This window comes from Streptomyces asoensis (genome assembly GCF_013085465.1).
Taxonomy (GTDB): Bacteria; Actinomycetota; Actinomycetes; order Streptomycetales; family Streptomycetaceae; genus Streptomyces; species Streptomyces cacaoi_A.
Genome location: NZ_CP049838.1, coordinates 7,374,127 through 7,399,873, shown reverse-complemented (window position 1 = coordinate 7,399,873; position 25,747 = coordinate 7,374,127). Strand labels below are relative to the sequence as shown.

The window sequence follows — 25,747 nt, the reverse complement described above, 5'->3', positions numbered from 1 at the left end:
GATCGTCAGCCCACTGCCTTCTCGACGAACTCGGTCGTGTAGGTCTTGCTCAGGTCGACGTCGGCGTTCTGGATGTTGGGATTGAAGGCCTTGAGGACCTTTTCGACCGTCTCGGGGCCGTTCTTGGGCATCACGCCGTCCTTGGTGAACATCGGCAGCGTGTTCTTGATGGCCACCGAGTACAGCAGCTTGTTCCCCTGGGAGTAGTCCGTCGGCATCTTCTCGGCGATCTCGGCCGCGCTGTGGGTGGACATCCACTTGAGTGTCTTGACGAATGCATTGGCCAACTTCTGGACGGTGTCCTTGTGACTGTTGACCCAGTCCGTCTGCATGTACAGGCTTGACGAGGGATACGGTCCGCCGAGCGCGTCCTCGGAGCCCTGCGGGGTGCGCATGTCGAGCAGGACCTTGCCGGCCTTCTTGTCCAGGATGGTCGCCACGGTCGGGTCGGTCGTCATACCGCCGTCGATGGCGCCCTGCTGGAGCGCGGCGATGAAGGTCGGCCCCGCGCCCACGGCGACCGGGGTGAAGTCGCTGACCTTCACGCCGTTCTTGACCGCGAGGTACTTGGTGAGGAAGTCGGTCGAGGAGCCGAGGCCCGTGACGCCGAGTTTCTTGCCCTTGAAGTCCTTGGGCGAGGTGATGTCACCTTCTGCCTCGGTGGAGACGATCTCCACCTCACCGGGCGCGTGCGAGAACTGCACGACGGACTCCACCTCCTTGCCCTTCACCTGAAGGTCGAGGGTGTGGTCGTAGAAGCCGACGGCCCCCTGCACCTGGCCGGAGACCAGCGCCGTCTCGGCCTGGACACCGGCCGGCTCACTCAGCATCTCGACGTCGAGCCCCTCGGCGTCGAAGTAGCCCAGGCGCTGGGTGAGCATGGCGGGCAGGTAGATGACCTTGTCCAGGCCACCGACCATGATCTTGACCTTGGTGCCCTTGCCGTCTCCGTTGCCACCGGAGCCCGTGGACGCGGTGCTCGCCGCGTCGTTGGCACAGGCGGTGAGCGAGGAGAGGGCGAGCAGACCGGCGGCGGCCAGGGCCGTGTATCTGGCGGTTGTGCGCATGGCGGGTTCACGTCCTTGTGAGAGGGCGATGCGGGGGTGGAGCGAGGGTGAGGGGAGGGCGGGGAAAGGTCCATGGAAGGTCCCGAGGGCCCTTTCGTGGGAACGGCTCCTCGGGGGATCGTTCAACGAAGGGTCAGCTGTCGGAGCCCGACGGCTTCCACCGGAAGATGCGCCGCTCGGCGAAGGTCAGCAGACCCTCCGCGACGAGTGCGACGACGGCGAGGATGACCATCGCGGCGTACACACCCGCCGCGTTGAACGTGCCCTGCGACTGCGCGACGAGCAGTCCGATCCCCTTGGTCGCGCCGATGTACTCACCGACGATGGCGCCGATCAGGGCGAAGCCGAAGCTCACGTGGAGGCTGGTGAAGATCCAGGAGGTGGCGGACGGGACGACCACCTGGAGCGTCACCCTGCGGTCGCTCGCGCCGAGGATGCGGGCGTTGGCGACGAGGTTGCGGTCCACCTCGCGGGCGCCCTGGAAGGCGTTGAAGAAGACCGGGAAGAACACCAGGACGACGGCCGAGGCGACCTTGGAGGCGGGGCCGAGGCCGAACCAGATCACGAAGATCGGGGCCAGCACGATCCTGGGTATGGAGTTGAGCACCTTGATGTATGGACCAAGGATGTCGGCGAGGAAGGTGATCCGCCCCAGTGCGATACCGCACACGACACCGGCGACCACACCGATGACCCAGCCGAGCAGTGCCTCGTAGAGCGTGTACCAGATCTGCTCGCCCAGAGAACCGAGCGCGGTCCCGTGCGTCACCCAGGTCCAGATCTGGTCCCAGATCTTGGAAGGCATCGAGAAGTTGAAGGGATCGATGACCTTGGCCCGGGAGAACGCCTCCCACAGGGCGAGCACGGCCACCAGGAGCAGGACACGCGACACCGTCACGACGGCCTTGCGTCTGCGAGCGGCACGCGCGCGTGAGTGGGCGCGGTCAGGTGCCTTGGCCGTGTCGACGACCGGTGTGCTGAGCACTTCAGGCGACACGGGCGGCACCTCTCTCTCGGGTGATGCGGACCTCTTCGCCGAGGGACTCCCAGATCTCGCGGTAGATCTCGATGAACCGCGGCTCCAGACGCACCGACTCGACCTTGCGCGGCCTCGGCAGGTCGATGTCGAAGACCTGCTTCACGGTGGCGGGGCCGGCGGTCATCACGACGACCTTGTCGGCCAGCGCGATGGACTCCTCCAGGTCATGGGTGACGAAGACGACGGACGCGCCCGTGCCCTCCCACAGCTCGAGGAGCTCGTCCGACATCAGCGCCCTGGTCTGCACGTCGAGCGCCGAGAACGGCTCGTCCATGAGGAGGATCTCGGGGTCGTTCACGAAGGTCGCGGCGAGGGCCACGCGCTTGCGCTGACCGCCGGAAAGCTGGTGCGGGTAGCGGTCCTCGAAGGCGGTCAGCCCGACCCGGGCCAGCCACTCGCGCGCGTTCCGCTTCGCCTCCGCCTTGGGCACACCGCGAAAGCGGGGCCCGGCCATGACGTTGGACAGGACCGTACGCCAGGGAAAAGTGGCGTCCTGCTGGAAGACGAAGCCGACCTTGTCACCGACGCCACGCACGGGCTGCCCGGCGACCATCACCTCGCCCTGGGTGGGCTCTTCCAGACCGCTGACCAGGGTCAACGTGGTCGACTTGCCGCAGCCGGTCGGGCCGACGACGGCCACGAACTCGCCACGCCCGACAGTGAGGTCGAGTTCCCGCACGGCGGTGTGCGGGGCACCCGACGGGGTCCTGAAGACCTTGCTCGCGCCCCGCAGCTCGATGGCGGGGCTGGTGTGTGCGCTCATGGCCGGGGACGGTAGAGGTGACCCGGGAGGCGGCATCAGCCTTCTGGGCGCATGCGCTTCTTTTGCTTGCAGTAGCCTGTTGTGCTCGTTTTGCTCGCGCTAGAACAGCGAAGCCGAAACACGGGCTTAACGCCCGCCTGGCCTTGACGGAGAGAGGCCCGATGATTGACGTCCTGGTGGTGGACGACGACTTCCGTGTCGCCGAGATCAACGCCAAGTACGTGGGAAAGGTTCCCGGCTTCCGGGTGGCCGCCCGCGCGCACAGTGCCGCCCAGGCGCTGGGAACCATCGAGCGCGGAACCATCGACCTGGTGCTGCTCGACCACTACCTGCCCGACCAGACCGGCCTCCAACTCATTCACCGCATGCGTGAGCAGGGCCATGGCACCGACGTCATCATGATCACGGCGGCCGGTGACGTCACGACGGTGCAGACCGCGATGCGCCTGGGCGCCCTGCACTATCTGGTCAAACCGTTCACCTTCGCCGCCCTGCGCACCCGCCTCGACTCGTATGCAGCCCTGCGCCGCACGGTGGACCGGGTCGGTGGGCACGGCGTCGCCGGCCAGGAGCAGGTCGACCGGATCTTCGGCGCCCTGCGCACCGGGCCGGCGCCGTCCTCGCCCGGCCTGCCGAGCGGCCACTCGGAACCGACCACGGACCTGATCTGCGACGTTCTGCACCGCGCGAATCACCCTCTGTCGGCCCACGAGGTCGCCGCCGAGACCGGCCTGAGCCGCTCCACCGCCCAGCGCTACCTCCGCCACCTGGAACAGGCCGGACGCCTGCACCTCTCCCTCAAGTACGGCGACACGGGCCGCCCGGAACACCGCTATGCCTGGGTGGCGCCGTAGCCGGGCGCCAGGACCCCGATGCGGTACGGCGGTGAGGAGTCGCCCGTTACGCGGCTCCCGCCCCGGTCAGTGACCGCACCTCGGTCTCCGCGTGCTTGGCCTCGTCCGCGACCTCGGCCGAGGTGACCGTGCCGAGCCAGCCCGCCAGGAAGCCCAGTGGAATCGAGACCAGACCGGGGTTCTGTAGCGGGAAGTACTGGAAGTCCACGCTCGGGAACAGCGACTCGGGGCTGCCGGACACCACCGGCGACAGCACGACGAGCGCCAGGGCCGGGACCAGCCCGCCGTACACCGCCCACACGGCGCCCCGCGTGGTGAAGCCCCGCCAGAACAGCGAGTACATCAGGACCGGCAGATTCGCGGACGCCGCGACGGCAAAGGCGAGCCCGACCAGGAAGGCGACGTTGAGATCGCGGGCCAGCAGGCCGAGGGCGATGGCGACCACACCGACGCCCACGGCGGCGATCCGCGCCACCGCGACCTCGCTGCGGGGTTTGGCCTGCCGGCGGCGCAGGGAGGCGTACAGGTCGTGTGCCACCGACGCCGAGGAGGCGAGCGTGATCCCGGCGACGACCGCGAGGATCGTGGCGAAGGCGATGGCCCCCACGACCGCGAACAGCACCGCTCCGCCGGTGGAGTCGGCGCCGCCGCCCAGGTCGAGTGCCAGAAGCGGAACCGCCGTGTTCCCGGACGCGTTCGAGCCGCGCACCGCCTCCGGGCCGACGATCGCCGCCGCACCGAACCCGAGGACGATCGTCATCAGGTAGAAGCCGCCGATCAGCCCGATCGACCAGACGACGGAGCGACGGGCGGCCTGCGCGGTGGGCACGGTGTAGAAGCGGGACAGGATGTGCGGCAGTCCCGCCGTGCCCAGCACCAGCGCGAGCCCCAGGCTCATGAAGTCGAAACGCGCGGTCCAGTCCCCGCCGTACTTCAGCCCGGGTGCCAGGAACGCGTCACCGTGCCCACTGCGCTCAGCCGCAGTGCGCAGCAATTGGTCGAAGTCACCGTGGAAGCGCACCAGGACGAGCACGGTGAGCGCGATGGTGCCCGCCAGCAGCAGAACCGCCTTGACGATCTGGATCCACGTGGTCGCCCGCATCCCTCCCAACGACACATAGATCACCATGAGCGCACCGACCCCGATGACGGCCCAGGACCGAGCCGCCTCGCCGGTGTTCCCGAGGAGCAGCGCGACCAGGCTGCCGGCGCCCACCATCTGGGCCACCAGATAGAGAACGGACACGGTGACCGAGGAGGTTCCCGCCGCGATCCGCACCGGCCGCTCGCTCATCCGCGCGGCGACCACGTCGGCGAGCGTGAACCGCCCGCAGTTGCGCACCAGCTCGGCGACGAGGAACAGCACCACCAGCCAGGCCACGAGGAATCCGACCACATACAGCAGCCCGTCGTACCCGAACAGCGCGATGAGCCCGGTGACACCCAGGAAGGAGGCGGCGGACATGTAGTCGCCCGCGATGGCAAAACCATTCTCCATCGGGGAGAACAGCCGCCCGCCGACGTAGAACTCCTCCTCCGAACCATGGCGGTTGCGGCTCACCCAGGTCGTGATCCCCAACGTGACCGCGACGAAGACGCTGAACAGCAACAACGCCAGCGCCTGATGGTTGCCGGTCACGACGCACCGCCTTTTGCTCCTCGGGTCAACTCCTGTGTGTCCCAGCGCAGTTCGAGCGCGGCGCGATCCCGGCGCAGCCGCGCGTGCCGGGCGTACGCCCAGGTGAGCAGGAACGTGCTGAGGAACTGCCCCAGCCCGGCGAGCAGTGCCACGTTCACCGCGCCCGCCACCGGCCGCGCCATCAGTCCGGGCGCGGTCGTCGCGGTCACCACGTACGCCACATACCAGACGAAGAACGCGGCGGCGGCGGGCACCACGAACCGCCGGTACCGGCTGCGTACCTCCTGAAAGGCCGCGCTGTGCTGTACCTCGAGGTAGATCTGAGCCGCCGCCCCGGTTCCGGTCTCCCGCCGACGTGCCGCGGGGACCTCGGGCCCGGGCGGGCTCATGATGGCCGACTCGCCCCAGCCCGAGGCGAGCGCGTCGTACCACGGGTCCTCGTAGCGCACATCCCCTGGCACCTCGGCGTACGCCTGGCCCTGGCCTTGATGATGTTCGTGCGCGTGTGGTGTGGGGGCACCGCTATCGGGACCGTCCCCGTCGGCGCGGGCACGACCGTTGCTTGACTGCATGCCCAAGGATGGACAGAACGGGAAGATCCCCGACTATTGTTCCCCGAACACTTCACCCCATCAGGTGACCAACGCGCCGTTCACCCCGCGGGCGGCCGGACCAGCCCCTTCCCGTACGCGTAACGCACCGCCTGGGCCCGGTCCTTGAGTCCCGTCTTGGAGAACATGTTGTTGATGTGCGTCTTCACCGTCGCGGTGGACACGCTCAGCCTGCGGGCGATCTCCTGGTTGCTGAGCCCCTCGGCGATCAGTACCAACACCTCCACCTCGCGGGTCGTGAGCCCGTCGGGCACGACAGCGGGCGCAGCCGGCTCCGGTTCGGGCGCCGACAGGCGCTCCAGCAGCCTCCGCTGGACACTCGGCGACAGCCCCGCGTCCCCGGACAGCACGCTGTGCACGGCCCGTACGATCTCGTCCCCGCCCGCGTCCTTGGTGAGGTACCCCCGTGCGCCCGCCCTCAGCGCCGGGAACAGGGATTCGTCGTCCGCGTAGGTCGTGAGGACCACGACTTGTGTCCCAGGATGCTCGGACCGGATGCGCAGGGTCGCCTCCACTCCGTCACAGCGAGGCATGCGCAGGTCCATCAGCACCACATCGGGAGCCAGTTCGGCGACGAGCCGCACGGCCTCTTCCCCGTCCCCGGCGGCGCCCACGACCTCGACTCCCGGCAACAGCCCGAGCAGCATCACGATGCCTTCCCGGACGACCGTCTGATCGTCCGCAACCACCACCCTGGCGGGCTTCCTCGCCGCCTCCTCCGTCATACCGGCACCTTCAGCGTCACCACGAACCCTTCCTCGTCCGGCCCCGCAGCGAGCGACCCACCCAGCAGTTCGGCGCGCTCCCGCATACCCAGCAGACCGTACCCGCCCCCGACCTCGGCGAGTTCGCCCGGTGAACCACCCGAGTCCCGCACGTCCAGGGTCACTTCATGCCGGCCGTATTCCAGCCGGACACGAACCTTGGCGCCCGGTGCGTGTTTGCGAGCGTTCGTCAAGGCCTCCTGAGCGACCCGGCGCACGGCCTGCGACGCCTCGACCGGCAGCGGTCTGCGTTCGCCTCCCACGGTGACCTCGGAGCCGTCGGACGTGCGGACGAGGTCGGTCAGGAAGTCCTCCAGCGGTGTCAGTTCACCGCGCAACGCGGAGAGCGACTGCCTGGTCTCCTCGAGACCGTCGCGGGCCATTCCTCGTGCCGCCACCACGCGGTCGAGAATCTGCTCGCGGTCCGCGCCCCGCTCGATCAGCAGCCGGGCGGCCTCCAGGTGCACGAGTTGCGCCGAGAGACTGTGGGCCAGGACGTCATGGATCTCCCGGGCAATGCGGGCCCGCTCCGCGAGTGCGGCCGACTCGGCCTCGGCCACGCGCGCGGCCCGCTCCTGGGTGAGCAGTCGCTGTGTGGTGCCTCTGGCTTCGGCATCCAGACGCAGTGCGTATCCGGCGAGGGCCATGCCCGCGATGGCGGTGGCCGAGGTCACCCCCGAGTCGTCGTTGACCACGGCGAAGGCGGCGAACCCGACCGAAGCCGCCGGCAGCGCCGCTCCCAGAGGCAGTCGCTCCAGTGCCGCGATGGCGCATCCGCACCACAGGACCGCGGCCGGGGAGCGGAAGTCCGCGGCCTCGGCCCCGGCCGCCAGCCCCAGCAACATGAGGAGAAGTGCCAGGGACGGCCACAGCCGGTGCTCGAGCGTGGTCCGGAACAAGGCCCACGCCAGCCCACCTGCCACGAGAACGCCGCCCGCCCCGGCTACCGCGACCCAGCCCTGGATGCGGCTGTCGTGGAAGGCGCTCCACACCAACGCGCCCACGACCAGCAGCCTTACGGCCCAGGCCAGCAGGCGCCTGGGGCGCGAGACCCCTCTGGGGCCCAGCGCCTCCCGCGAAGGCCAGCGTGTCCAGACGTTCTCCGTCACACGCGCTCCTTCCACGGGGACCGGGGCACGAGGTCACCGTACGCCGGGGCGTGCGCGGGAGCCTGGTTCAGAGACTGCACACGCCAGATCAGGATCCCGGAGCGGACCAGCAAGGTGGCCGCGAGTCCCAGCATCAGGGCCGCACTGTCCTGGTGGATGCCCAGCAGTGCGCCGACCCCGAAGAGGCCCGCCCTCAGACCGATACCGGCCCCCCAGACGGCCACGCTCGCTTTGGTGCTCTTGCTCCACACGGCGCCGTCCGGCTCCACCCAGATACGGGTGGTCCAGGCCCAGGCGGCTCCCATGGCCAGAGCGACGATCAGTTCGGCACCGAGCACCAGGGCCGACTCGGTGTGGTGACGGGCGCCGAGCAGATCGGGTTCGCGCAGCGCTATGACGGCCAGGATTCCCGGCAGGAGCCACCATCGCCGGTCCGTGTCGATGCGGCTCGCGCGGAACTGCCGCACGATCACGAGTGCGGCCACAGCCACGATCACCAGTGCGTTGAGGAGCCCGGACATCACAGCCTCCGTGAGCGGGAAGGGGAGGCCGGCAGCGAGCGCTGCCGACGCCTTCGACGCTACGGAAACGGGCCGGTCCGCAGATCGGAGCGGGGGTGGATCATGGGTGGATCTCCGGAAACCGGAGTTCTCCACCCGCGGGTGGAGAACCCTCAGCCGGACTCGCCCGAGACCCGGACCGGACCTGCCTGAGACCCGGACCGGACCCGTACGAGACCAAGCCGGACCTGCACGAGACCCGGCCGGATCTACCGGAGACCCGGACCGGGCCGAACGCAGCGCCTACGCGTCGATACGGGACCGGTCCAGCGTCGCCGCCGAGCTGGAGATGAACTCCTTGCGCGGGGCCACGTCATTGCCCATGAGCAGATCGAACACCTGCTCGGCCGCCTCCAGGTCGGAGAGGTTGATGCGACGCAGGGTGCGGTGGCGCGGGTCCATCGTCGTCTCGGCCAGCTGGTCGGCGTCCATCTCACCGAGACCCTTGTAGCGCTGGATGGAGTCCTTGTACCGGACGCCCTTGCTCTGGAACTCCATCAGCTTGTCGCGCAGCTCACGGTCCGAGTACGTGTACACGTACTTGTCCTGGCCCTTCTTGGGCTGGATGAGCTCGATGCGGTGCAGGGGCGGGACCGCGGCGAACACCCGCCCGGCCTCGACCATGGGCCGCATGTAGCGGTGGAACAACGTCAGGAGCAGCGTCCGGATGTGGGAGCCGTCCACATCGGCGTCGGTCATCATGATGATCTTGCCGTAGCGGGCCGCGTCGATGTCGAAGGTGCGCCCGGAGCCCGCTCCTATGACCTGGATGATCGCGCCGCACTCGGCGTTCTTGAGCATGTCGGTGACGGACGACTTCTGGACGTTGAGAATCTTGCCCCGGATCGGCAGCAGCGCCTGGAACTCGGAGTTCCGGGCGAGCTTGGCCGTACCGAGCGCGGAGTCTCCCTCGACGATGAACAGCTCGCTGCGCTCGACGTCGTCGCTGCGGCAGTCGGCGAGCTTGGCGGGCAGGGACGAGGACTCCAGAGCCGTCTTGCGGCGCTGCGCGTCCTTGTGCTGCCGGGCCGCGATACGCGTGCGCGCGGCGGCGACCGCCTTCTCCATGACGACCCGCGCCTGAGCTGCGGCATCGCGCTTGGCGGAGGTCAGGAACGCCTTGAGCTCCCTGGCGATCACGGTGTTCACGATGCGCCGGGCCGCCGAGGTGCCGAGGACCTCCTTGGTCTGGCCCTCGAACTGGGGCTCGGCGAGACGCACCGTGACGACGGCGGTCAGGCCCTCCAGAGCGTCGTCCTTCACGATGTCGTCCTCGGCGACGCGCAGCAGCTTCTTGGCGCGCAGCACCTCGTTCATCGTCTTGGCGACCGCCTGCTCGAAGCCGGCGACGTGAGTGCCGCCCTTGGGCGTGGCGATGATGTTGACGAACGACTTGAGGTTCACGTCGTAGCCGGTGCCCCAGCGCAACGCCACGTCGACGCCGAGCTCACGGGTGACCTCCGTCGGAGTCATCTGCCCGTGCTCGTCCAGGACCGGAACGGTCTCCTTGAAGGTGCCCTGTCCGGTGAAGCGGAGGACGTCGCAGACGGGCTTGTCGGTGGCCAGGTACTCGCAGAACTCGCTGATGCCGCCGTCGAAGCGGAACGACTCCTCGCCCTTGCTGCCGCCCTCGCCGAGGCCGTACTCGTCGCGGACGACGATGGTCAGGCCGGGCACCAGGAACGCGGTCTGGCGGGCGCGCTGGTGGAGGTTGTCCAGGGAGAGCTTGGCGTCCTTGAGGAAGATCTGGCGATCGGCCCAGTAGCGCACCCGCGTGCCGGTCCGGTTCTTGGCGACCCTCTTGACCTTCCGCAGACCGCCCGTCTCGAACTTGGAGTCGGGACCGTCCGCGGCGAAGGCGCCCGGAACACCACGCCGGAAGCTGATCGCGTGCGTGTGGCCGCTTCGGTCCACCTCGACGTCGAGGCGGGCGGACAGGGCGTTGACCACGGAGGCGCCGACGCCGTGCAGACCGCCGGAGGCGGCGTAGGAGCCGCCACCGAACTTGCCGCCGGCGTGCAGCTTGGTCATGACGACCTCGACACCGGACAGACCCGTCTTGGGCTCGACGTCGACCGGGATGCCACGGCCGTTGTCACGGACCTCGACCGAGGCGTCGTCGTGGAGGATCACCTCGATGTGGTCGCAGTAGCCGCCCAGGGCCTCGTCGACGGAGTTGTCGATGATTTCCCACAGGCAGTGCATCAGACCACGGCTGTCGGTCGAGCCGATGTACATACCCGGGCGCTTCCGCACGGCCTCGAGCCCCTCGAGGACGAGCAGGTGCCGCGCGGTGTAGTTGGAACCGTCCCGGTCTGCTCCTGCCAGCAGCGCTGTGGACGGCACGGACGTTTCGGCGGTCACGCGGTTCGCTCCTCGCTGAATTTCACTTGGGGCCCTTCTGGGTAAGGGCGCGGCTTGGGTTGCCGCCAAGAGGGTACCGAGGCCTGGTAGAGCCGTTGTAACGCCACCCTCGTCTGAACTCAGACTAGTCCAGCGTCGCATACGTGTTCGATCCCTCGATTGAGTGAAGTACATATCACGTTCCCTTCGGGGCATGAACCATTTAGGCTCCGGGCACGTCCTCATGAACAAACCGGCAACCCAGCCGGGAGGATCGGACCATGACCGACAGCGCGAAACCGTAAGCACTACAGACCACGCAATACGGCACATTCGCCGCCAAACCGGCAGCAGACGGCCACCTCGGAAAGATTTTTTCGAGGACAAGCCACGAGCGGGAACGTTTTGGGGCTGGTTGGATGTTGACCCTGGTACGACAGCTCGTCGAGCTAGAGAAGAGGCGACGTGACTACTGTTCTGACCCCCGCGAGCCCGCTGACGGCCGCTGACCGCTGCGACCGCTGCGGCGCCCAGGCGTACGTACGCGTCGTGCTGCTCAGCGGCGGAGAACTGCTCTTCTGCGCCCACCACGGCCGCAAGTTCGAGCCGGAACTCAAGAAGATCGCCGCTGAAATACAGGACGAGACAGAGCGGCTGACGACCGTTCCGGCCTCTACCCCGGAAGAAGAGCGCTGATCTGCGCGTCCACGACGAGCCAGAACCGGCACAGGCCGGTATACGGGCGGCCGCTCCTGCTCCCAGGGGCGACCGCCCGCTCTCGTGACCGAAGATCGGCGGAGAGGCGGCAGGACCCGCTCAGACGCCCTCAGGGGGCCTCGTGGGGTCTCTGAGCGCCCGTGTCCATCCGAGCGTCTTCACGGCGTCGGACACCCGCGTATAGACGCCGGGACTTCCCGGCCGACCACAGCCGCTGCCCCACGACACGAGCCCGATGACTCGGCCCTGTGCGACCAGCGGCCCGCCACTGTCCCCCTGGCAGGCATCACGACCGCCCCGCACCTCCCCGGCGCACACCATGCTCCGCGCGTCGTAGGTGCCGCCGGAGGTACCCGGGTAGGCACGCTCGCAGGACGCGTCGGACAACACATGGACACGAGCCGCTCGCAGACTGTGGGAGTACGCACCGAACCCGGTGCTGTCACCCCATCCGTAGACGACGGCGTCCGTGCCGGCCTCGTACGCCGGATCACCCTCGGCGGCCATGCCGATGACCGTGCCCGCCGGCAGCGGCTGGGCAAGGGTGAGTACGGCGAAGTCCCCGGCGTTGCCGACGCTGTCGTAGCCCGGATTCACCCACACACTGCGCACGGAGACCTCCTGCCCGGTGTCCCTGTACAGGTCCGTACGGCCCGCGACGACCTTCAGGTCGGCCAGCTGCCCCGGCGGCGCTCCCAGGACGTCCTCGCTCATGCAGTGGGCCGCTGTGAGCACGGTGGACGGGCCGACCGCCACGCCTCCGCAGAACTGCCCGGAGCGCATACCTCCGAACCGGTCACGACTGGACAGCGCGACGGTCCACGGGCTCTCGGAGACATCGACCGGGAAGCCGCCCACGACAACACCGTCGGAGGCCGCCGGGGCGGCGGAGCCCAAGGGTATGGCGACCGCCGCGGCCGCCAGGATCAACGGCCGGGACAAGGCCCGGACAAGGGCACGACGCATGCGTGATCCTCACTCTGGAGTGACTGATGAACACCCAGAGTGATCCAACGCGCGGCACCTCGCACCCCCACGCCCAAGCCGAAGGCCCGGCTCCCTGACGGGAGCCGGGCCTTCGGCCTCGTACGGCTACGACCTAGTCGAGGTAGTCGCGCAGCACCTGCGAACGGGACGGGTGGCGCAGCTTGGACATGGTCTTGGACTCGATCTGACGGATGCGCTCGCGCGTCACGCCGTACACCTTGCCGATCTCGTCGAGGGTCTTCGGCTGACCGTCGGTGAGACCGAACCGCATGGAGACGACGCCCGCCTCGCGCTCGGACAGGGTGTCGAGGACGGAGTGCAGCTGCTCCTGGAGGAGCGTGAAGCTGACAGCGTCGGCCGGGACCACGGCCTCGGAGTCCTCGATGAGGTCACCGAACTCGCTGTCACCGTCCTCACCCAGCGGGGTGTGCAGCGAGATGGGCTCACGGCCGTACTTCTGGACCTCGATGACCTTCTCCGGGGTCATGTCGAGTTCCTTGGCCAGCTCCTCCGGGGTGGGCTCACGGCCCAGATCCTGGAGCATCTGGCGCTGCACGCGCGCGAGCTTGTTGATGACCTCGACCATGTGCACCGGGATACGGATGGTGCGGGCCTGGTCGGCCATGGCGCGGGTGATCGCCTGACGGATCCACCAGGTGGCGTACGTGGAGAACTTGTAGCCCTTGGTGTAGTCGAACTTCTCGACCGCGCGGATCAGACCGAGGTTGCCCTCCTGGATGAGGTCCAGGAAGAGCATGCCGCGGCCGGTGTAACGCTTGGCCAGGGAGACCACCAGACGGAGGTTGGCCTCCAGGAGGTGGTTCTTGGCGCGTCGGCCGTCCTCGGCGATGATCTCCAGCTCGCGCTTGAGCTTCGGGGCGAGCTTGTCGGCGTTGGCCAGCTTGTCCTCGGCGAACAGACCGGCCTCGATGCGCTTGGCGAGCTCGACCTCCTGCTCGGCGTTGAGCAGCGGGACCTTGCCGATCTGCTTGAGGTAGTCCTTCACCGGGTCGGCGGTGGCACCGGCCACGGCGACCTGCTGGGCGGGCGCGTCGTCCTCGTCGTCGTCGGAGAGGACGAAACCCTTGTTCTCGGTCCCCTCCTCTTCCTCTTCGCCGGGCTTGGCGTCCTCGAGGACCTCGTCCTCGGCAACCTCGGCGTCGTCCTTGCCTGCGGTCTTCTTGGCCGCCGTCTTCTTGGCGACGGTCTTCTTCGCGACCGCCTTCTTGGCGGTCGTCTTCTTGGCAGCCGCCTTCTTGGCGGGGGCGGCTTCGTCTGCGGAATCGTCCACAGCGGGAGCGGCCGGGGTGGCCGGGGCGGCCGTGGCGGTGGCCTTCCTGGTGGTCACCGCCTTCGCCGCGACCGTCTTGGTGGCGGTGCGCTTGGCCGGACTCTTCGCTGCGACGCTCTTTCGGGTGCGCTTGGGCTCCGCGGCACTGACCATCAGCGTCACACCCTCTTCCTCGAGGATCTGGTTGAGGCTGCGCAGTACGTTCTTCCACTGAGTGGCCGGAATCTGGTCAGCTTCGAAGGCCCGACGCACATCGTCGCCGGCGATCTGCCCCTCAGCCTTTCCCCGCTCAATGAGCGCCATGACAGAGACGGACTCGGCGATCTCCGGCGGGAGCGTACGGGATGTGCTGGCCGACACGAACAACCTCTCGGAACGTTGGAAAACGGCTTCCGGCCCCGTCCGTGACGGACAGGAGCCGACCACCGGCCTGGGGGTGGGCCGACGGCGCGGGCGGGGGCCGGGAGGATTCACAGCGCCTTGAACGGCGTCCGTATTCCCTCCGCGGCAGTCACCTCTTAGGTCATCGCGTTGTTTCCACAAGCGTTACGCCCAATCTTCGTGGCCCGAGTCACACCCCGTAAGCGTTCAAAAACGGTCAGACGCGGGCAGAGGAGGTCACCCGTGGAGCCTACCGGTACCGCCAGGACCGGTTCCGCCACGTCGACCGTCGGACCCCGCAGGCCCCGTGACGGGTTCTGCGGGGTCCGACGGGAGTGCGGATGGAGCGGCCGAGGACGACGCGGGAGGGGGAAGGCGCCCCCACCCGTCCCCCCGCGCGGTGCGGTCAGTGTTCGCGCGGTGCCGGCACGACGCGCTCCACCTCGGGATGAACGGTGAGCAGCGCTCGCATCGCCGTCTCGGCGGCGGCGCCGTCGCCCGCCGCGAGGGCGTCGACGATCCGGCCGTGATGCCCCAGCGACGCGTCGTTCGGCCGGTCACAGCCCGTGACCGGGCCGCCGGAGACCTGGAGGGCGGACGACACGATCCCGGAAAGGTGTTCCAGCATGCGGTTGCCCGCGACCTGGATGAGCAGCGAGTGGAACTCGGCGTCGGCCCGGGAGTAGGTGAGCGCGTCGCCCTGCCCCATGGCATGTGCCATGATCTCGACCATGTCGGACATTCGCTGCTGAATGTCGGCGCGCCCGTGCCCTGCGGCGAGGCGAGCGGCAAGCGGCTCGATCGTCCAGCGCAGCTCGTTCAGCTCACGCCGCTGATCGTCGCGCTGGGGACCGAACGCCCGCCACTCGATGATGTCCGGGTCGAGAAGGTTCCAGTCGCTCACGGGACGCACGCGCGTGCCGACGTTCGGCCGGGCACTGACCAGGCCCTTGGCCTCGAGGACACGCAGCGACTCGCGGACGACGGTGCGGGACACCTCGAACCGCTGACCGATCTCCTCGGGCACCAGCGGTCGGTCGGCACCCAGGTCGCCCGAGACGATCATCTGACCGAGCTGCTGGACGAGTTGGCCGTGCAGTCCGCGTCCGCGGCTGCCCGCGGCGCGGCGGCCCACGCGGCCCAGCTCGGGTTCCGCGGACTCCCAGACGGGGGCTCCGACGCGTTCGGCCACAGGAGCCTCACCGAAGGGGTAGCGGTCGAGTTCGCCCGGGCCGGCCAGACCGGAGTCGGTGGAGCGGGCGGCGGTCATCATGGTGTGCGCAAGGGTACTCACGGATCCTTTGTCGGCGCTGGTCCCAACTCCCTTGAGGTCTTTGGTGAAAAGCACACGAAAGGGTGATCGCTCACCCCGTCGCAATTGACGCCTTATCGGAAAGAAATGGGCTTTCTTCGGGGAGTTGCGCACACTCGGGATCGGATCGGCCCGGACGGTGGTCATCTGGCTCTGTTCCGCAGGGTCGTGAGCAGGTACGCGCACAGCAGGGCCGTCAGCGACAACGCCATTGCACCGCCGACCGGTTGGGCGATCACGCGTGCCGCGGCGGCCAGATAGCGCTCTCCACCGAAGGGCCACTGCACCAGGAGCAGCTCGCGCAACCGCGTCCAGAATCCGGAAGCCGTCCGCACGGGCGAGCTCTCCACGGCCTTTTGTACGACGGGCAGGACGACGACGGGCATGGCGACCACCGCCGCCAGCCCGGCCGTGGTGGATCGGAAGACGCCGGCGGCCAGTACACCGGTCCAGGCGCAGCCGACCACAAGGCCGATCCAACTCGCGCTCAGCGAAAGCCAGTCCGCGGGAACCTGTGCGACCTCCCGTCCGTAGACGAGATAGAGCGCTTCGGCGTCGCAGCCCACCGTGAGAAAGGCCAGCATCAGTGCGGTGAGAGCGGCGACGAGGAGCTTGGCGGTGAGTACACCCAGCCTTCGGGGCACGGTGCCGCGGTCCGCGGCCAGGGCGGGGTGGCGGAATTCGTCCCCGAAAGCCAGCGCACCGAGCAGTCCCGCACCGAGCGCCGCGGGAGGCAACGGAAGCTCCGTGGGCCACGCGGCCAGCAGCCGTGTCTGCGCGGTGTGGCCCGCGCGGGCCAGGAGCAGGGCGGTGAGGGCGGAGACGATCAGCACGGCGGCACCGGTGGTGAATCCGGTGCCGATCCCGGTGGCGCGGCGGAGTTCGTAGCGGAGCGGACGCAAGGGGCTGGGGGCCGAGCGGACGCAGATGGGAGGTGGCAGGGCGGGCAGGGCGGGCAGGGTGTGCACATCGCGGGACGCGAAGGGGCGGGTGGGGCGCCGAGTCGAGGACATGCCAGACGTGGCCGGGGAACGGGAGGCGGCGGGGTGGCCACCCGAGGTGGTGCCGTCGGCGGTGTCGGCTTCTCCGGGCCGCCGGAGTTCGTCGACGATCGTGCCTGCGGAGGCGGTCGCCCCACTGACGGGGCGCTTGTCAGGGACAGTCGGGGACGCCGTCGCGTTCGGGGTGTCCGCAGCCCGGCCGACGGCAGCCGGTGCCGCGATACCGGACGGGGAGTCGCCCTCGAAAGGCAAGGTGCCGTCGCGCAGGATGCCGTCGCGAGGCGCCGCGTCGACCGGCCGGTACGGCGCTGGGGACGGCGGCGGTTCATCGCCGGGGCTGCGCGACGCGTCCGCGGTGCCCGTGTGCCTGGATTCGCTCGCGCCCGCGTCTTCGGGGACCTCCGCGCGTCCCGTACCTGGCTTGGGCGCGGCGGCGGTGGCCGGTTCCCCGCCCAAGGGGTGCCTGCCTGTTTGCCCCGAGGGGCCCGGCCTTGCCTCGGGGTGGGCCCGCGGCTGATCCGCCGCTCCCGCTCCCGGCCCCATGTCGCCGGTCTCGTCCGCGAGTTGATGGACCAGGATGTCGTGCCGGAACGCCGTCTCGCCGACATGGGCACAGCTACTGCCGTACACGGAGAGCCGGTTGCCGTCCTCCTGCACCACCTCGACGGAGCGTTGCGCGGCTCGGGCTTCCCTGGCGAGCAGGGCGGCCAGGCGGGCGGCGTGCGGGCTGCGCACGGCCACCCGGGGACGCAGCCGGGTGCGGGCGAAGTCGGTGGCCTCCTGGTCGGCGACCAGTGTGCCCCGGTCCAGGGTGATGACCCGGTCGGCCGTGCGGGCGGCCTCCTTGGGGTCGGTCGTGGTCGTCAGGACGGTACCGCCCTGGTCCGCGTGGGCGCGCAGCATGCCGTACAGCCAGCGGTTCTCGCGCCCGGAGAGCCCGTCTGCCGGATCGTCGAGGACGAGAGTGTGCGGGTCCGCGAGAAGAGCGCAGGCCAGACCCAGCCGTCGGTCCATGCCGCGGGACAGGATGCCGAGGCGTTCGTCACGCAGACCGACCAGGCCGACCACCTCGAGCACTTCGTCGGCCCGCCGCACCGGAACCCCGGCGGCCGCGCACAGCATGCGCAGGTGGCCCCGGACCGTGCGGGCCGGATGCCCCGGCACATCGCCGAGGAGGACGCCGACCTCGCGTGAGGGATGGGCGATGCGGTGCAGCGGACGGCCTCGGAAGTAGGCGAGTCCGCGGCCCTGTTGGAGTTCGAGCATGAGTCTCAGCGCCGTGGTCTTGCCCGCGCCCGGCGCTCCGAGCAGCACGGTGACGCGGCCCGCGCGCGCATCGAAGGAGACATCGTCGACGGCGGGCGGAAGCGCTTTGCGGGAGTTGCTGGTCAGTCCGACGGCCTGGATCACCCGTAGCAAGATAGCGCGTTATATCCCTTTTCTCCGTTCACCGCACGGTGGCATCACCCGTCCGTTGCGCAGCCGCGACCGACCCGTTCGTGACCCCTCGCCGCCGGTCAGCGGGTGCGGTCGGCCGACGTCACACTTCGGGCCGCAGCATCGGCGGGTTGAGCAAGGTCGCGCCGCCCGCCCGGAACAGCTGGGCAGGGCGGCCGCCCTGCCGAGTGGTGGTACCACCTGTGGGCACCAGGAAGCCGGGCGTGCCTGTCACCTTGCGATGGAAGTTCCGCGGGTCGAGCGCCACACCCCAGACCGCCTCGTAGACCCGGCGGAGCTCGCCGACCGTGAACTCGGTGGGGCAGAACGCGGTCGCGAGGGACGAGTACTCGATCTTGGAACGGGCCCGCTCCACGCCGTCCGCGAGGATCTGGGCGTGGTCGAAGGCGAGTGGTGCGACCGGTTCGCCGTCACGGCCGTAACCGCCGTGCTGAAGCAGTTCCTCGACCGGCGCCCAACGCGCGTTGCTGGCGTCTCCGCCCGCCCGCGGCGCCGGCAGGTCCGGGGCGAGCGCCAGGTGCGCGACGCTGACGACGCGCATCCTGGGGTCACGCTTGGGGTCGCCGTACGTGGCGAGCTGTTCCAGGTGGGCACCGTTGTCGTAGGCCGGGGCCGAGGGATCGTGGGCACGGAGTCCGGTCTCCTCGGCCAGCTCGCGCGCCGCTGCCTGGGTCAGGTCCTCGTCGGCCCGTACGAAGCCGCCCGGGAGGGCCCACCGCCCCTGGAACGGCGCCTCACCCCTGCGCACCGCCAGCGCGCACAGGGCATGGCGGCGCACGGTCAGCACGACCAGGTCCACGGTGACGGCGAAGGGCGGAAAGGCTGACGGGTCGTAGGGCATGCGGCGATCATAGTCGTCTTCCTGACGATAAACACTCCCTTCGTCGGTCGCTTCGATGACTGATCCACTTGGGTACCGCACCGCCGTCCTCGTCCACCCGGGCCGGCGTCCCGAGCCGCGTCGTACGAGGTCACACTCCCAATTGCAGGCCGTCGGCCGCTTCCTCCACCATGGCGAGACCGAGCCGACTGACCCGTACGGAGAAGGGGGCGCCGGCGACCCGCAGCCCGGTCAGTCCGATCTCCCCCAGGGGCGCGCCGCGCAGGGGTCGCAGGGTGACGGTTCCGGCCGGAGCGTCGGGCCGGACGCCGGCCAGGGCGATCAGCAACAGGACACCGGCCGCCGCCGCGGTGGCCGCGGGACGACAGGCGGCCGGATGAGGAAGCGGGGCTCTCCCGTCACCGCGTTGCTCCCCCGCGTACATCTCGGGGAGGCGGTAACCGAAGGCCTCGGCCGCCGTCAGTACGCCTCGCAGCAGCGCGGCGCCTTCCTTCTCGTAGCCCGCGGCGGCCAGGCCGGCGACGGCGATCGCCGTTTCGTGGATCCGGACGGCACCGCTGCGGTGGCCGAAGGGGTTGTAGCCGACCTCCTTCGCGCCGAGGCCACGGAGCCCCCAGCCGGAGTCCATCGCGGGGCTGCCGAGCAGCCGGGCCAGTTGTTCGGTCTGCACCCGGTCCAACAGCCCGGGAGCGTGGGCGCCGCCGCCCAGCAACCCGGTGTCGAGCAGGTGGACGGCCGTCGCGCCGAGGTGGGGCAGCGACCGCCCGTCCGGGGTACAGGCGACCGCGGGTCGGCCGCCTCCCGGGTCGTCGATCCAGAAGTCCCGCCGGAAGGTGGCGCGCAGCTTCCGGGCCCACTCCCGTAGCGCGCCCCCGCCCGGTCTGCCGCAGGCGTCGAGCAGGTCGGCCCCGAGCAGTGCGGCCCGGTGGGCGTGGGCCTGCGTCTCGCAGCGGGCGGGGCCACCGGGCTGGGGGTCGCTCAGGTAGGGCCCCTCGCCGACCGTCGTACGCAGCCAGGTCAGGCAGCGCTCGGCCGCCGGCAGCAGTTCCTCCGTCTCCTGGTCGGGCAGGCCCCATCGGCGGGCCTCCGCGAGGAGCACCGGGAAGAGCAGGGTGGCCTCGGTGCCCGTACAGGCCGGCGGAAGGTGCGCGCCCGCGTCCCGACGCGGGCCGGGGATCATGCCGTCCCGTGACCCTGGAGCCGTGATCTGTGTACGGGCCAGGGTGCGCAGCGTGCCCGAGGCGAGGCGGGTTCCGAGAGGCAGTGTCATGCGGGCCGCGGCAAGTGCGTCCGCCGGTGCCAGGCCGCAGCGCCACGGCGCCCCTGCCGCGAGGTGGGTGTCCGCGGGGTGCGCGGGGTCTCGCACCAACAGGGCCTGAAGATCCGCGACGCTCGTCGCCAGGAGCGCCCGGACGCGTGGATCGTCGCCCGTCGCCTGTGCCGGAGCCAACGGGCTCGTGGCCGCCCGCCCCACGGCTCGGACCGGTCCCGCACCGTCCAGGCGGACCCTCAACTCCACACGGACGGTGCCGCCTGGAGGCACGTCGAAGTCCCAGCGCAGCAGACCCGCGGAGGCGATCGCGTCGGCCGGGGGCGGGTCGGCCGTGACGCTCGAGGCCCCGGCGACACAGGACCATCGCAGACCGGAATCGTGGACGCTGGCGGCCAGTTCGGGCCCCACGGAGCCGGACGCGATCGCCCCCAGGTCGGCCAGATCGGTGCCGAGCGCCACCTCGACCGGGAGGCGCAGCGTCCGGGCCGCGGCGCTGTGCAGCATGATCAGTTCCGTGCCGTCCGCGGAGCGGGTCCGCTCGACGACGATGTCCGGGTCCGGGCCGCCGTGCGGTGTGACACGGAGTGTGCCGACGAAACGGGCCCGGTCCGCCGAGGTCATCCGGGCCTGGACGGCCAGCGGTTCGCGTCCCGCCACCCGCACCTGGCAACGGGACAGAACGCGCCGGCCCGCCCGGTAGAACCCCTCCAATCCATGTCCCGTCAGCTGCCCCTGTTCCGTCGAGATGGCGAGGCCCGGCAGGGCGACGCAGATCATCGCCGTGTGGGCGGGAGGCAGGCCGACCGAGCGAGGCCGGGTCGGCGTCCCGGGCGGAGGTCCGGCGCCTCTGGACGAGGGCGGCGGCGGGCGACGCGCTGTGCCGGCCGATGGGTAGGTGGACGTGCCAAGGATGCCCGGCCCGGTGGACAGGCGCGGGTCTCCCTCCGGCCCGATGGGTGGAGCGGGTGGTGAGGTGCGCCGGCCCTCGCCGGGACATCCGGCCAGCCGCGGACCTGGCCCGTCCGCGAGCGGTGGGTCGGTTCCCGCGCCAGGGACCGGCGTCGAGGTGTCGTAGCTGGAGCGTTCGTCGGCGGTGGAGGGCGGAGTCGGCTGATGCATGCGGTGACTTCTTCTGCTCTCTGTGCGCCTCGGGCATGGTCGAGGCCGGGTGGACGGCTCCGGCAGGGCGGGTGCGCTGCGGCGGCACGACCCATGCAGGCGTTCCGCCACTCAGGTGAACGGGGCGGGACTCCCCCAGGTCACGCCCCTGGGGCGCAGGCCCCACCGAATGGCCTCCGGATCCGGACACGCCGGGCCGTTTTCGGGGCCCGCCGTGCCGACTGCGCGGCCACACCGGTCGACTTGGGCGGGATGTCCGGCCGCAGGCGTTCACCGGGCAGGGCAGGGTGTCGGCCCGGCTTCGGTCGTCGTCGGCCGCACACGCAGGACGCCGTCCTTCACCGCGGCGGCAGAACGGGCGTCACCCCTTCCCCGTGGTGTCGTCGCTGTCGGACCGCAGGCCTTCCGGGCATTCGTCACGGCGCCGCGCGGAGGCCTTCCCCACCGGGCGGGTTCGGGATCCTCCTCGGCTCGGCGCGGAAGGGCGCGTGACGTGCGACCTCGGTGCGCGAGCGCGAAGCTCGTTCGTTCCCCGTGCGCGGCGTTCCGGTTCCTGGCTTTCCTCCGCTCCGGCCACAGCCGGTGCGTGGGCCGCTTCGGCACCGGCGGGGCGGACACGGCGACGCCTGCGAGAAGCCGTGGGAGCGGGTACCGGCACAGGTTCTGATGCGCAGGTGGCTGGAGTGTGCGGGCCGGAGGCGCCGTGCCCTTCGCCGGGACGGTCCTCGTGCTCGGCTTCGTCGGCGCCGTCTACGTCGTTGGGTTCGCCGGAGCGGATCTCTTCGGCGGAGCTGTCTTCATCCGCGGAGCAGTTCCCCTGGTCGGGGCAGCTTCCCTCGCCGGGGTGATTCTCCGCCTCTGGACACCGGAGGTCGGTGGACGCGTCTCCCCTCTCGGTTCCGCACAGGCCTGCGCGGAACTCCGTCCCGCCGGGGTCCTGCGGGCCCTCGGCACCTTCGGAGCCCTCGGCCGCAGCCGTCTTGCCAGGCGTCTCCGCTGCCGTGGGCAGCCCGCGTCCCTCGCGCTCGCCGCGCAGGCAGCGTCGTACCGACTCGGGGTCGAGGCCCTCGTTGCAGGCCTGGTGCAGGAGGCGGGCGAACAGATAGTCCGGGTCCGCACCCAGAGCCATGGCGAGGGCTTCCCTTGCCTCGAGGTCATCGCCGCTGGACCAGGCGACCCAACCGGCGAGGGTGAGGGGCGCCGCCGCGTGTTCGCCGTAGGGTCCGACGCAGCGCCGTGCCAGTGCCCGCCAGAGACGCAGGGCGGGAGCCGCCTCGTCGCCCTCCATCCACCCGGCCGCCCGGTCACGCGTCACCCGGTCCTGAAGGCCGAGAATCAAAGCCGCGGCCTCGTCGAATCCGAGCAGTTCGTCGTCTCGGCGGTCCGCCATGAGAGCGCCCGGCACGACGGGCGCCTCGGCGAGGCGGCGCACAACCCGTCCGGCCAGGTCCAGCGTCTCGTCGGCCACCGCCGCGCGACTCGCCTCGTCGAGGATCCTCGGGACGAGCGCCATGCCGGCGGTGTCCAGGGCGATCTCCTGCTCCAGTGCGGCACCCGTCTCCAGGGGCAGCAGTCGGGCGCGCAACTCGCGCAAGGTGCCCCGGACCTGGATCCCCGCGTAGGTCGCGGCCGCGGCCAGCACCGAGGTGCCTGGCAGGCCCATCGCCACCCCTTCGACCGGGCAGCAGCCCTTGCCCCCGCAGCAGTACGACCAGAATCGGCCGTCGGCGATACAGAGCGCCTCGATCACCGGGACATCGAGGCGGCCGCATTCGAGACGTAGTCGGTGGGCCAACGGTTGGAGCCGCTCCATGACCTGACGGCCCGTCTCCCCCTTCCCCGGTTCCTGGCAGAGGTAGGCGACCATGTTCGCGGGACGGGTGCCCCGGCGTTCGCTGCCCTTCACGAGCCCTTGCGCCAACTGCTGGGCGACGGCTCCCCAGTCGTCCGGGTTCGCGGGAATGCCGAGCCGGGCCCGGCCGCCGAACCGGCCTCGTCCGCCGCGGTCGTGCAGGGCGACCAGGACGATGCTGTCCTCCGGCCGGTACCCGAGCAGGTAGGGCAGAGCGTCGGCGAGCTCCCCCGGAGTGCGCAGGGTGACCTGGTGGTCGGCGGGGCTTGCGCCGTACCCGACAGCTCCGTCGTACATCGTGTGGCTGACATAGGCCGGGTGCTCACGTCCGTCCCGTCCGGCGAGGTCGCCGTTTTCGGATGATCCAGTGGTTTCGCTGTGATTCGTCATGCGCCGACGATCTCGCGGATCATGAGGTTCCGCTTGGCCTGTGGATAAGTCCGATCAGGAACACGTCAGGCATCCGGAGTGGAGGGGCCGCGTCGCCGCCGAGCAACGCCCTGCTCCCTCCCGTCACTGACCGGATTGTCAGCGCCGTCCTGTTGTATGGGGGCATGGAGCACACGAGCAACGCGGATCTCCGGGCCGACGCCGACACCGTCCTCGCCCGCCTCGTCGGTGACGCCACGGGCGTGGCCCGGCTGCGCGAGGACCAGTGGCGGGCGATCGAGGCGCTGGTCGCGGACCGGCGCCGGGCCCTGGTGGTGCAGCGGACGGGGTGGGGCAAGTCCGCCGTCTATTTCGTGGCGACCTCCCTGCTCCGAGCCCGCGGTTCCGGCCCCACGGTGATCGTCTCCCCGCTGCTCGCCCTGATGCGCAACCAGGTCGAGGCCGCGGCCCGGGCCGGTATCCACGCACGGACCATCAACTCCTCGAACACCGAGGAGTGGGCCACCGTGCAGGCCGAGATCGCCGCCGGTGAGGTCGACGTCCTGCTGGTCAGCCCGGAGCGGCTGAACAACCCGGACTTCCGTGACGAGGTACTGCCCGCACTGGCGGCCGCGACCGGACTGCTCGTGGTCGACGAGGCCCACTGCATCTCCGACTGGGGCCACGACTTCCGCCCGGACTACCGGCGGCTGCGGACCATGCTCACCGATCTCCCGCCGGGCGTACCGGTACTCGCGACGACCGCGACCGCCAACGCGCGCGTGACCGCTGATGTCGCCGAACAGCTCGGCACCGGCGGCACCTCGGACGCCCTGGTGCTGCGCGGCCCCCTGGACCGCGAGAGCCTCAGCCTGAACGTGCTGCGGCTGCCCGACGCCGCTCACCGGATGGCGTGGCTCGCCGATCACTTCGACGACCTGCCCGGCTCCGGAATCGTCTATACGCTCACCGTCGCCGCCGCGGAGGAGGTCACGGCCTTCCTCCGGCAGCGCGGCCACATCGTCGCCTCGTACACCGGACGCACGGAGAACGCCGACCGGCAGCAGGCCGAAGAGGACCTGCTGGCCAACAAGGTCAAGGCGCTGGTCGCCACCTCCGCGCTCGGCATGGGCTTCGACAAGCCCGACCTCGGATTCGTCGTGCACCTGGGCTCGCCCTCCTCCCCCATCGCGTACTACCAGCAGGTGGGCCGCGCCGGACGTGGTGTGGAGCACGCGGAGGTCCTTCTGCTGCCGGGGAAGGAGGACGAGGCGATCTGGGAGTACTTCGCGTCGCTCGCCTTCCCGTCGGAGGAGCTGGTGCGCCGCACCCTGGATGTCCTCGCGCGCGCGGAGCGGCCCGTGTCGCTGCCCGCCCTGGAGCCCTTGGTGGAGCTGCGCCGCTCCCGCCTGGAGACCATGCTCAAGGTCCTCGACGTGGACGGGGCGGTCAAGCGCGTCAAGGGCGGCTGGCTCGCGACCGGACAGCCCTGGAGGTACGAGACCGAGCGGTACGAGTGGGTCGCCCGGCAGCGCAAGGCCGAGCAGGAGGCGATGCGGCAGTACGCGTCGACGACGGACTGCCGGATGGAGTTCCTTCAGCGCCAGCTCGACGACGAAGGCGCCAAGCCCTGCGGCCGCTGCGACAACTGCGCGGGGGCGCGTTACGCCGCCGAGACGTCCACGGCCGCACTGGACGCCGCGCGAGTGGACCTGGGCCGCGCGGGCGTCGAGGTGGAGCCCCGCCGGATGTGGCCGACCGGCCTCCCGGCGATCGGCGTGGAGCTCAAGGGGCGCATTCCGGCCGGTGAACAGGCGTCGACCGGGCGTGCTTTGGGGCGCCTCTCCGACATCGGCTGGGGCAACCGGCTGCGCCCGATGCTCACTGCCCATGCTTCCGACGAGCCGGTTCCGGACGATGTGGCGAGGGCCGTGGTGGGGGTGCTGGCCGACTGGGCGAAGGGTCCCGGCGGTTGGGCCTCCGCGGTGGCCGACGCATCGCCGCGCCCGGTCGGCGTGGTCACCATCGCCTCCCGCACCCGACCGCGGTTGATCCACTCGCTGGGCGCGCGCATCGCCGAAGTCGGCCGGCTGCCGCTCCTGGGCTCGGTGGAGTACACCGCTGACGCCTCACCGATCTCCCGGAGCAACAGCGCCCAACGTCTCAAGGCGCTCCACGGCATGCTGGAGGTGCCGCCCGCACTCGCCGCCGCGCTCACCGAGGCCCCAGGGCCCGTTCTGCTCGTGGACGACTACACCGAGACGGGCTGGACCCTCGCGGTCGCGGCCCGGATGCTCCGTCGCGCGGGCGCGCACGGGGTGTTGCCTCTGGTACTGGCCGTGCAAGGCTGACCACAGGTGGCGACCGACGAGGCCCGCCCCGAGCGTCTCCGGCCGC

Annotated in this window: 19 protein-coding genes; 3 read left to right on the top strand and 16 right to left on the bottom strand. The window is 70.4% G+C overall.

What is annotated here, in order from left to right; translation table 11 throughout:
* Nucleotides 1-5 precede the first annotated feature (5 nt).
* The 3 genes from G9272_RS33285 to G9272_RS33275 all read right to left on the bottom strand — a co-directional run bounded on the left by G9272_RS33285 (nucleotide 6) and on the right by G9272_RS33275 (nucleotide 2,869).
* Nucleotides 6-1,067, bottom strand: a complete 1,062-nt coding sequence (locus G9272_RS33285; RefSeq protein WP_171399943.1) for an ABC transporter substrate-binding protein — start codon at nucleotides 1,065-1,067, stop codon at nucleotides 6-8.
* A 133-nt stretch (nucleotides 1,068-1,200) separates the two neighbouring features.
* The gene (locus G9272_RS33280) at nucleotides 1,201-2,064 is read right to left on the bottom strand and encodes an ABC transporter permease (RefSeq protein WP_171399942.1); all 864 of its coding nucleotides are present in this window, start codon (nucleotides 2,062-2,064) and stop codon (nucleotides 1,201-1,203) included.
* Entirely contained in the window at nucleotides 2,054-2,869 is an 816-nt protein-coding gene (locus tag G9272_RS33275) for an ABC transporter ATP-binding protein (RefSeq protein WP_171399941.1), read from the bottom strand. Before G9272_RS33275 ends, G9272_RS33280 begins: the two co-directional genes overlap by 11 nt.
* A 161-nt stretch (nucleotides 2,870-3,030) precedes the next feature.
* On the opposite strand from G9272_RS33275, the gene G9272_RS33270 reads away from it, so the two are divergent.
* Nucleotides 3,031-3,723, top strand: a complete 693-nt coding sequence (locus G9272_RS33270; RefSeq protein WP_171399940.1) for a response regulator — start codon at nucleotides 3,031-3,033, stop codon at nucleotides 3,721-3,723.
* Between the two features lie 46 nt (nucleotides 3,724-3,769).
* Here the strand turns inward: G9272_RS33270 and G9272_RS33265 are convergent, their stop codons facing one another.
* The 6 genes from G9272_RS33265 to G9272_RS33240 all read right to left on the bottom strand — a co-directional run bounded on the left by G9272_RS33265 (nucleotide 3,770) and on the right by G9272_RS33240 (nucleotide 10,770).
* A complete protein-coding gene (locus G9272_RS33265; protein WP_171399939.1) occupies nucleotides 3,770-5,362 on the bottom strand; it encodes a solute symporter family protein in 1,593 nt (530 codons plus the stop codon).
* Nucleotides 5,359-5,934 (bottom strand): DUF485 domain-containing protein, encoded by a 576-nt coding sequence (locus G9272_RS33260; RefSeq protein ID WP_171399938.1) that lies wholly within the window; start codon nucleotides 5,932-5,934, stop codon nucleotides 5,359-5,361. The genes G9272_RS33265 and G9272_RS33260 overlap by 4 nt, the downstream gene beginning before the upstream one ends.
* Before the next feature lie 80 nt (nucleotides 5,935-6,014).
* A complete protein-coding gene (locus G9272_RS33255; RefSeq protein WP_171399937.1) occupies nucleotides 6,015-6,698 on the bottom strand; it encodes a response regulator transcription factor in 684 nt (227 codons plus the stop codon).
* The gene (locus G9272_RS33250; RefSeq protein WP_171399936.1) at nucleotides 6,695-7,846 is read right to left on the bottom strand and encodes a sensor histidine kinase; all 1,152 of its coding nucleotides are present in this window, start codon (nucleotides 7,844-7,846) and stop codon (nucleotides 6,695-6,697) included. Before G9272_RS33250 ends, G9272_RS33255 begins: the two co-directional genes overlap by 4 nt.
* The gene (locus G9272_RS33245; RefSeq protein ID WP_171399935.1) at nucleotides 7,843-8,367 is read right to left on the bottom strand and encodes a DUF1453 family protein; all 525 of its coding nucleotides are present in this window, start codon (nucleotides 8,365-8,367) and stop codon (nucleotides 7,843-7,845) included. Before G9272_RS33245 ends, G9272_RS33250 begins: the two co-directional genes overlap by 4 nt.
* Before the next feature lie 282 nt (nucleotides 8,368-8,649).
* On the bottom strand, nucleotides 8,650-10,770 hold the full coding sequence (locus G9272_RS33240; protein WP_171399934.1) for a DNA gyrase/topoisomerase IV subunit B: 2,121 nt from the start codon (nucleotides 10,768-10,770) through the stop codon (nucleotides 8,650-8,652).
* A 444-nt stretch (nucleotides 10,771-11,214) separates the two neighbouring features.
* On the opposite strand from G9272_RS33240, the gene G9272_RS33235 reads away from it, so the two are divergent.
* On the top strand, nucleotides 11,215-11,445 hold the full coding sequence (locus G9272_RS33235; RefSeq protein ID WP_020125094.1) for a DUF7455 domain-containing protein: 231 nt from the start codon (nucleotides 11,215-11,217) through the stop codon (nucleotides 11,443-11,445).
* A gap of 120 nt (nucleotides 11,446-11,565) precedes the next feature.
* Here G9272_RS33235 and G9272_RS33230 read toward each other — a convergent pair whose 3' ends face one another.
* From G9272_RS33230 to G9272_RS33200, 7 genes are all read right to left on the bottom strand, one after another.
* Entirely contained in the window at nucleotides 11,566-12,432 is an 867-nt protein-coding gene (locus G9272_RS33230; protein ID WP_171399933.1) for a serine protease, read from the bottom strand.
* Nucleotides 12,433-12,565: 133 nt separating this feature from the next.
* Entirely contained in the window at nucleotides 12,566-14,104 is a 1,539-nt protein-coding gene (locus G9272_RS33225) for an RNA polymerase sigma factor (RefSeq protein WP_028806035.1), read from the bottom strand.
* 427 nt (nucleotides 14,105-14,531) lie between these two features.
* Nucleotides 14,532-15,419: a FadR/GntR family transcriptional regulator gene (locus G9272_RS33220; RefSeq protein ID WP_171399932.1), complete on the bottom strand. Its 888-nt coding sequence runs from the start codon at nucleotides 15,417-15,419 to the stop codon at nucleotides 14,532-14,534.
* Nucleotides 15,420-15,580: 161 nt separating this feature from the next.
* On the bottom strand, nucleotides 15,581-17,848 hold the full coding sequence (locus tag G9272_RS33215; protein ID WP_171399931.1) for an ABC transporter ATP-binding protein: 2,268 nt from the start codon (nucleotides 17,846-17,848) through the stop codon (nucleotides 15,581-15,583).
* Nucleotides 17,849-17,978: 130 nt separating this feature from the next.
* Nucleotides 17,979-18,737, bottom strand: coding sequence for an NUDIX hydrolase (locus tag G9272_RS33210; protein ID WP_020125089.1), 759 nt, complete (start codon nucleotides 18,735-18,737; stop codon nucleotides 17,979-17,981).
* 130 nt (nucleotides 18,738-18,867) lie between these two features.
* A complete protein-coding gene (locus G9272_RS33205) occupies nucleotides 18,868-20,787 on the bottom strand; it encodes a glycogen debranching N-terminal domain-containing protein (RefSeq protein ID WP_171399930.1) in 1,920 nt (639 codons plus the stop codon).
* 703 nt (nucleotides 20,788-21,490) lie between these two features.
* Complete coding sequence (locus G9272_RS33200) at nucleotides 21,491-23,371, bottom strand: DUF4192 family protein (RefSeq protein ID WP_171399929.1); 1,881 nt, start codon at nucleotides 23,369-23,371, stop codon at nucleotides 21,491-21,493.
* 164 nt (nucleotides 23,372-23,535) lie between these two features.
* On the opposite strand from G9272_RS33200, the gene G9272_RS33195 reads away from it, so the two are divergent.
* The gene (locus G9272_RS33195; RefSeq protein WP_171399928.1) at nucleotides 23,536-25,701 is read left to right on the top strand and encodes a RecQ family ATP-dependent DNA helicase; all 2,166 of its coding nucleotides are present in this window, start codon (nucleotides 23,536-23,538) and stop codon (nucleotides 25,699-25,701) included.
* Nucleotides 25,702-25,747: the final 46 nt, after the last annotated feature.

Excerpts from the sequence above, each read along its gene's own strand:
- G9272_RS33205 (WP_171399930.1), bottom strand. The coding sequence starts at position 20,787 with ATGATCTGCGTCGCCCTGCCGGGCCTCGCCATCTCGACGGAACAGGGG.
- G9272_RS33270 (WP_171399940.1), top strand. The coding sequence starts at position 3,031 with ATGATTGACGTCCTGGTGGTGGACGACGACTTCCGTGTCGCCGAGATC.
- G9272_RS33200 (WP_171399929.1), bottom strand. The coding sequence starts at position 23,371 with ATGACGAATCACAGCGAAACCACTGGATCATCCGAAAACGGCGACCTC.
- G9272_RS33260 (WP_171399938.1), bottom strand. The coding sequence starts at position 5,934 with ATGCAGTCAAGCAACGGTCGTGCCCGCGCCGACGGGGACGGTCCCGAT.
- G9272_RS33230 (WP_171399933.1), bottom strand. The coding sequence starts at position 12,432 with ATGCGTCGTGCCCTTGTCCGGGCCTTGTCCCGGCCGTTGATCCTGGCG.
- G9272_RS33210 (WP_020125089.1), bottom strand. The coding sequence starts at position 18,737 with ATGCCCTACGACCCGTCAGCCTTTCCGCCCTTCGCCGTCACCGTGGAC.
- G9272_RS33285 (WP_171399943.1), bottom strand. The coding sequence starts at position 1,067 with ATGCGCACAACCGCCAGATACACGGCCCTGGCCGCCGCCGGTCTGCTC.
- G9272_RS33275 (WP_171399941.1), bottom strand. The coding sequence starts at position 2,869 with ATGAGCGCACACACCAGCCCCGCCATCGAGCTGCGGGGCGCGAGCAAG.
- G9272_RS33255 (WP_171399937.1), bottom strand. The coding sequence starts at position 6,698 with ATGACGGAGGAGGCGGCGAGGAAGCCCGCCAGGGTGGTGGTTGCGGAC.
- G9272_RS33195 (WP_171399928.1), top strand. The coding sequence starts at position 23,536 with ATGGAGCACACGAGCAACGCGGATCTCCGGGCCGACGCCGACACCGTC.
- G9272_RS33245 (WP_171399935.1), bottom strand. The coding sequence starts at position 8,367 with ATGTCCGGGCTCCTCAACGCACTGGTGATCGTGGCTGTGGCCGCACTC.